We start from the raw sequence: 6,607 nt of genomic DNA, 5'->3' as shown, positions 1-6,607 counted from the left end.
ATCCGTCGGCGCTCGCCTGGCCCGACCAGGCGACAGCCCCGCGCACGACGAACTGGTGGATGACCTCCTCGCCGTAACCCTGCCGCGAATCGACATGCAGGGAACCACCGCCGCCCGCACGGCCATCCGACACACTGCTTCCGCGGATGCGCATCAGGCGCATGGGATCCAGAGATCATCGCTCGCTCCCGCGCGGGGAAGCGGCCACCGAGCTGCTCACTCAACTCCCAGCTCTTGGAGGTGAGCGGCCGCGACCAGCGATCCTTCGCGCTGTGCCCGGCGGAACCAGCGGATCGCCGCGGCGCTGTCGCGCTTCACACCCAAGCCGTCCAGGTACAGGGCACCCACCGCGTCCGTGGCGTCCGGGACGCCGCCTTTGCTGGCCTGGAGATACCAGCTCATCGCAACGTCCAGATCGCGGCGAACACCACTGCCTTCCTGGTAGCTCCGTCCCAGCTCGTACATCGCCGCTGAGGATTTGGCCTCCGCGGCGATGCTGTACAGGCATACCGCCTCCCTGGGGTATCGCTCCACTCCCAGACCGTCCGCGTACATGCGTCCGGCACCGACAAGTGCGTCCACGGACCCCGCCTGCACCGCATACCGATAGTTCTTGACGGCGGCCCTGTAGTAGCCGCGGTCACGATATATGTCGGCGAGCTCAAGCATTGCGTCCGGCCATTCTGCCCTAACTGCCTTGTCATACCATTCCAGCGCACGACGCAGGCTCTGTTGTCTTCCCCCCATTCCCTCCCGCCACACTTTGGCGTACATCGTCATCGCGTATGGATCGTGCTTGTAAGCTGCCTTTTGGATCCAGTCGATCCCGGAGTCGATTTGTGGTTCGGGGATTCCGTCGCCATTGAGCAGGGCCACACCCAGATAGCCCATGGCAGCGGAGTCTCCGGCCTCTGCCGCTTGCCGGAACAGGGGGAGGGCCGCCGCGTGTTTCCCCTGCGCGCGCAGGGCCATTGCCGCTGCGAAGCTCGAGTGGCCCCCCGCCACTTCACCTCTCGTGGCCGGGTGAGCCGCCTGCTGCGTGCGCGAGGCCACATCTCCGAGGCTCCATCCGCACTCTGGCTGCCAGGCCAGCGGAAAGATCGGTTCGGCGATCTTCACGGCCGAGACGCCCGCCATCCCCACGAGCAGAAAAGGGAGCATCGCTCTCACCCATCCCACGTCCTGCCAGTCCTCGGGCTCTTCAGCGCCGGGGGGAGGAACCAGGATCAGCGCCCCGGGATCGACGTCGGGGGCGGACACGATCGCCGGGCAATCCTCTTCCCCGGGATGATCCATGGCCAGCGCCGCACACGCCTGCTCGAACGCGACCTGGACGGAGTGACCGAACGCGATGGCGCTGTAGAGCGACGAACCGAACGTGATGGCGGCCTCGTCGGAGATCTCGCGCCGCGTCCCGATTGCACAGCCCACCACGTCGGCGATCGCCTTCGCCTGGGGGTGGGAAAGGCACGCGTTCAGCACCACCAGCCGGATCTCTCGCGGAAAGGCTTCGAACAGCTGCCTGAGCGCCTTTGCGCGAACGAGATGCGGAGCACCGTCGCGCCCGACCAGCACCAGGCCCTCGCTCGTGCCGTGCCCGCTGAAGTGAACCACCTTCGGACGCGTTTCGTTCAACGCCTGCCGCAGGTCTTCCGACCTCGCGGCAAGACGGTAATCGAACTTCAACGCGTCAGGATAATCCGCCGCGCGCACCCGCTCGCGGATCTCCCGTATGTCCTCGGCCAGGGCTAGGGGAAGCGTCTGAGCGCCGGGCGTGGCGGAAACCGGGTCGGCGGCGAAGAAGAGGACTTGGACGTTGCTCATGATGGGCGATGGAGTACAACGAGTTCCGCGTCCTTCCAACGTTCCCACCGCGGGAGCGGAGGAGAGGAAGCACGAATCAAGGAGGAGGAGAGCGCGAGACGGGGACCAGCGGACGGGTATGCGGAGTGCCTTGCGGCCGTTCGCAAGCTCGCCAGTCCACGAGCGTTCTGCAAGCCGCCAGGCCTGCCAGCACCGGCCTCCCGAGCCGAAGCGAGCCGTCGAACTCCGCAGGTGCGCCCGTCGCGGCAGCTCAGCGGTATACGGTCGTGCGACCGGCGGCCCACGGATGCACATGGAAGGCGGGCTCGATGGAGAACCGGTGATCCGGTGCGCCGAACATCGAGATGCGAGGCTGCTGCCCGCACGCCTGCGTCGCCACGCGCTGGTGCACCTGCCGGTACAGCTCGCAGTAGCTCCCGCCGAACGCGCCGTCGCTCCAGATGTCCAGCAGGTGCTTGGAGAACAGCCCGTCGCGTGCAACCTGGTGCTCCCCGCAGGCGGAGAGAAGCAGCAGGCTGGCGCCGATCCCGTCCGCATGCCGCGGCGCCGCGGCGATGCAGGGCGCCCACGGGTCCGCTGGCGCCACCTCGCCAGGCGGCGAGCCGCGGTAGACAATGCCGGGGCTGCCCAGCGCCGCCGTCGCGCTCCCTTGGGGCACCGGGCGGTCCCAGTCGCGGCCCATCCCCCCGCCGTAGCAGCTCTCCGTCACCGCCACGATGCGGACGCCTGCGTCGAACAGCCGCCAGTATCCCACCACCTGGTCGTCCACGAGCACGGAATCGGAGAGGCACCACGCCTCGTCGCAGTCGTCCCGCTCGTCCTTGTCCACCATCAGGTCCCGCCGGCGGGTGCCGTGGCCGGAGAAGGAGACCAACAGGGTGTCGCCGCTCGCCAGCGTCGTCGCGGCGCGGGCGAGGGCGTCGTGAACGGCCTGGCGGGTGGCTTCGGCACCCTGGAGCACGGTTATGGAGCGGTAGCCGGCCTGCTGCGCCAGCCCCGCCATCTTCCAGGCCGTGTCCTCGCTGTGCCGCAGCCGCTGGCCGGGCGACCGTTCGCACGGCTGGTTGACGCCGATGTGGATGGATGCGGCACGAGACATGGGCGCACGCTCGGTGGGTGGAATGGATCGCCCGCCGCGGCATCGCGGCGGGCGTACTAAAATCGATCAGGGGTCGTTGCCCGCCAGCAGGCACTTGAACGGCGTTCCGCCCATGGACGGCGGGATGGACGGGCACCCGCCGGAAAGGTCGGGGCACTCCTCCAGACTGCCCCAGTACCGCGGCAAGCGCATGGGCACGGGGCCGCCGAAGACGCCGAAGTACGCCGAGAAGTGCATCGGGGACTCGCCGGGCATGGGCGGGTGCTGGTGCTCCAGGGGCAGCGGCTCCGGGGGGAGGTCGGCCTGCGTCTCGTGCAGCACGTCCAGGCTCAGCAAGCCGTCCACCGGGAAGAGGGTGCCCAGCGCCCGGGACGCACCCCCACCCCCGAACGGCACCGCGGCTAGGACGAGCCGGTCCCCCGGGAAGTCCGGGATCTCCCACTCCGCGCGGTGAGCGATGGGCCGGAACTCGCCGGGGCCCCACTCCCAGCACACGCCCGGCGACACCCGCGTCATCGCCCCCGCCCCCAGCGTGACGCGCGAGACGAGCTTCTTCTGCGTGTCGTCGGCCAGGTGGTCGGGGTGCACCGGACGGTCCGTGACCTCGCGCAGGTTCACGATCTGGCTGCACAGCCTGAGCTCGGCGTCTGCGCCGTCCCCGAAGGTGAGCGTGTGGCCGGTGAGCGACGCCACCGCCGTGACGTCGTTCAGCGAACCGCCTTCCACGAGGTACCCCGAGTCGTAGGCGAGCACGGGGATGTGGCGGTCCGCCGGACCGTGGTGGTGCCCGAACATGCCGGGCATCAGCACGTGCATCCGGCCCTGGGTGTCGCCGGGGGCGGCGCGCTCGGGGACGAAGAGGCAGAGCCCCGAGAAGGTGATGCGGAGGGTGAAGGCCATGTGAGCTCCGTTGCCGTGAAGGGCGGCGCCCCGTCGCGGCGCCCCTCGTGGGCGGCCGGCGCGAGCGTCGTGTCTGTCCCGCATCGCTACTAGTCGGACGGCGCCGTCGCTTTTTCGCATCCGCGGGGATTCGAAGCTCCACGCGCGGGTGCGCACGTTCCCCTGTCGATGCGTGGTGCGAGCGGGTACTTTGGTATCATTTCCGGCCTCTTCGGTGTCCCTCGCTCCCGGTTCCGGATGCTTGACCGTCAGAAAAATGAGGCTCTCTTTCTGGAGCACCTCGATTGGATCGAGAAGGTCGCCGCCAGGCTCTGCCGCCACAAAGGCGTGCCGGAAAGCGACGCGGAGGACTTCGCGGCCTGGATCAAGATCGAGCTGATTAAGGACGACTACGCCGTCATCGGCAACTACCGCGGTGAGAGCCTGCTGAGGACGTACCTCACCACCGTGATCACACGGCGGTTCCACGACTACTGGCGCGGGCGGCTGGGGCGGTGGCGCCCCTCGGCGATGGCGGCGCGCATGGGGCCGCCGGCGCCGGAGCTGGAGGCGCTCGTTCACCGCGACGGGTACACCCTGTCACAGGCGGCCGAGAAGCTGCGCACCGGCGGTCGCACCACCCTGTCCGACGCCCAGCTCGCCCGCCTGCTGGCATCCCTGCCCGCCCGGCCGCCCATGCGGGTCGTGGAGGTGACGTCGGACGTCGCTCTCGACGTAGCGCCTGACCGGTCCGGGGCCGACGGGGGGCTCGCCGCGGCGGAGGCGGGGGAACGGCGGGATGAGATCAACGAGGCACTGCGCCGCGCCATGGACCGGCTGGAGCCCGAGGACCAGATGATCGTGCGGATGCATCTGGTGGACGGCTACACGCTCGCCGACGTGGCCCGCGCGCTGCGCCTGGAACAGAAGCCGCTCTACCGGCGGGTGGAGCGGCTGCTCAAGCAGCTCCGCGAATATCTGGAGAACGGCGGAGTGCGCGGCGAAGACGTGCGCGACATGCTGGGGGATGAAGAGGATCGATGAGCGAGCGCGAATTGTCCCGAACGGTGTCCGTCAAACGAGATGGGGCAGCGCCCACGTCAGGAGGCCACTGGTGAACGATCCCAAGATAGATGACGAGCGTCTTGCCGCCCTGCTCGACGGCCGGCTGGGCGACGCCGAGCGCCGCGAGCTGCTGGCGCAGCTCTCCACGGCGGGCGAAGACTACGAGGTGTTCACCGACTCGGCGGCCGTCCTCCGGGAGCTCGAAGAGGAGGAAGCAGGCGCGGTGGATGCGCAGGCGGAGGCGCCCGCGCCCGCCCTTTCTCCCTCGCTTCCGCCGAGCGTGCGCACGCGGGGATGGCGCCGCTCCGGGCGATGGGCGGCACTTCCCGCGGGAGTGGTCGCGCTGGCGCTCGCGTTCCTGTTGCTGCCGCGCGCACGCGCGTCCGGCGCGAACGATCCGGTGCAACTGGCCATGCGCCTGGAGCAGTCCGGACGCGGGCTGCCGGCGGAGTGGCCAGGAGCAGAGCGGTGGGGCGCAATACGTGGCGGCGACGCTTCTCCGCCGGCGACACCGGAGGAGCGGAACGCCCGAGCCGTACGGGCAGGGGCACTGCTGGTGGACTTGGCAGTGGCGGCGCGCTCGGGAGACACGGACACCACGCGCTTGCTGGCCACGCAGGCAGCGGCGCGCTTCGAGCCCGGAAGCGGGCGCAGCACCCCGCTTCACCAGATCGCGAACCGACCCGACGCGCCGTACGACTCCCTCGCCCCGCTGCTGCAGCGGGCTACGGACCGGCTTGCAAACCGGTTCGGCAGGCCCTACCTGCAGCTCGGCGCGTGGACCGAGGCGGCGCTCCTGGCCGCGCACCGGCGGGATGTCGCGTTCTTCCGCGCCGATGAGAGCCGCACGATCCTGCGGAGTGCCCGTGATCTCACCCAAGGCGACGCGCGCGCAGCCCTGGACCGCGTCCGCGCCGCCGCGGATGCGGAGGCGCCTGACTGGAACGCACTCGAGAAAGCTCTGAACACGCTCCAACTCGAGCTCGCGACGGTTCGACCATTCCGGGGCTGAGAGGACGAATCACGTTCGGTGCTCGGCAACCCTCCGAATCTCCATCACCTGCCCGCGTAGCGGAACCCGGCCCAGACCGCGGGGGACCGCATCGCGAGGTCGCGCGAGCGCAGCAGGCTTAGCTGCGCCTCCCTCAGCGCCTCGGCCGCGTTGCCGGAGCGAAGATATTTGCGGTGGAAATCCAGCATCAGCGGCTGCGCGAGGCTGTCGTCCACGTTCCACACGCTCCCCACCACCCCTCCCGCGCCCGCGGCCAGCAGCGCGCCGGAGAGCCCCGCGAACCCGCCGGAGCGGCCCCCGCGCGAGGGCAGCGTACGGCAGGCGGAGAGGACCACGAGCCGCAGCCGGGGCAGGTGCATCTTGCTTATGGAATCCGCGGACAGTTCGCCGGTTACCCCGCTTCCGGCGAGCACCAGGTACGACTGCCCGGGCACCGCGTCGTTGAACACCGCGTGGCCCGCGTAGTGGATCACGGTCGCCCGTTGCGCATCCGCGGCCACCGCGGCGCGGGTGGCGCCGGTGCCGGAGAGCACCACGTTCCTAGGGTTCGGATAGAGCGCACGAAGCGCCTCCACCTCCGCGCGCGCGCCTCGAAGCCGGGGCAGCTCCGGGCTGTGGAGGGCGTCGAACGCGGGATCGGCGATGAGCAGCGCCGTGTCCTCGCCGGTGCGTGCGGGTGCCGGGCGGCTCGCGTCGGCCAGGCTGGAGGCGAAGCGCAGCGAGTGGTC

Annotated in this window: 6 protein-coding genes; 2 read left to right on the top strand and 4 right to left on the bottom strand. The window is 70.0% G+C overall.

Annotated features, from left to right (window positions below; genetic code table 11):
• Nucleotides 1-216: 216 nt before the first annotated feature.
• The 3 genes from VFE05_20175 to VFE05_20165 form a co-directional block, all read right to left on the bottom strand.
• Nucleotides 217-1,824, bottom strand: coding sequence for a CHAT domain-containing protein (locus tag VFE05_20175; GenBank protein HET6232403.1), 1,608 nt, complete (start codon nt 1,822-1,824; stop codon nt 217-219).
• A 250-nt stretch (nt 1,825-2,074) separates the two neighbouring features.
• A complete protein-coding gene (locus VFE05_20170; protein ID HET6232402.1) occupies nt 2,075-2,923 on the bottom strand; it encodes a caspase family protein in 849 nt (282 codons plus the stop codon).
• A gap of 66 nt (nt 2,924-2,989) precedes the next feature.
• On the bottom strand, nt 2,990-3,823 hold the full coding sequence (locus tag VFE05_20165) for a hypothetical protein (protein ID HET6232401.1): 834 nt from the start codon (nt 3,821-3,823) through the stop codon (nt 2,990-2,992).
• A gap of 237 nt (nt 3,824-4,060) precedes the next feature.
• Between VFE05_20165 and VFE05_20160 the strand changes: the two genes are divergently transcribed.
• Nucleotides 4,061-4,846, top strand: a complete 786-nt coding sequence (locus VFE05_20160; protein ID HET6232400.1) for a sigma-70 family RNA polymerase sigma factor — start codon at nt 4,061-4,063, stop codon at nt 4,844-4,846.
• On the top strand, nt 4,830-5,879 hold the full coding sequence (locus tag VFE05_20155; GenBank protein ID HET6232399.1) for a hypothetical protein: 1,050 nt from the start codon (nt 4,830-4,832) through the stop codon (nt 5,877-5,879). Before VFE05_20160 ends, VFE05_20155 begins: the two co-directional genes overlap by 17 nt.
• Nucleotides 5,880-5,923: 44 nt before the next feature.
• Here the strand turns inward: VFE05_20155 and VFE05_20150 are convergent.
• A partial coding sequence (locus VFE05_20150; GenBank protein ID HET6232398.1) for a CHAT domain-containing protein occupies nt 5,924-6,607 on the bottom strand: 684 nt, incomplete at its 5' end.

Source organism: Longimicrobiaceae bacterium, from assembly GCA_035696245.1.
In the GTDB taxonomy this organism is placed as follows: domain Bacteria; phylum Gemmatimonadota; class Gemmatimonadetes; order Longimicrobiales; family Longimicrobiaceae; genus DASRQW01.
The sequence above is the reverse complement of the archived record's forward strand: the minus strand, read 5'-3'. Positions and strand labels throughout refer to the sequence as shown.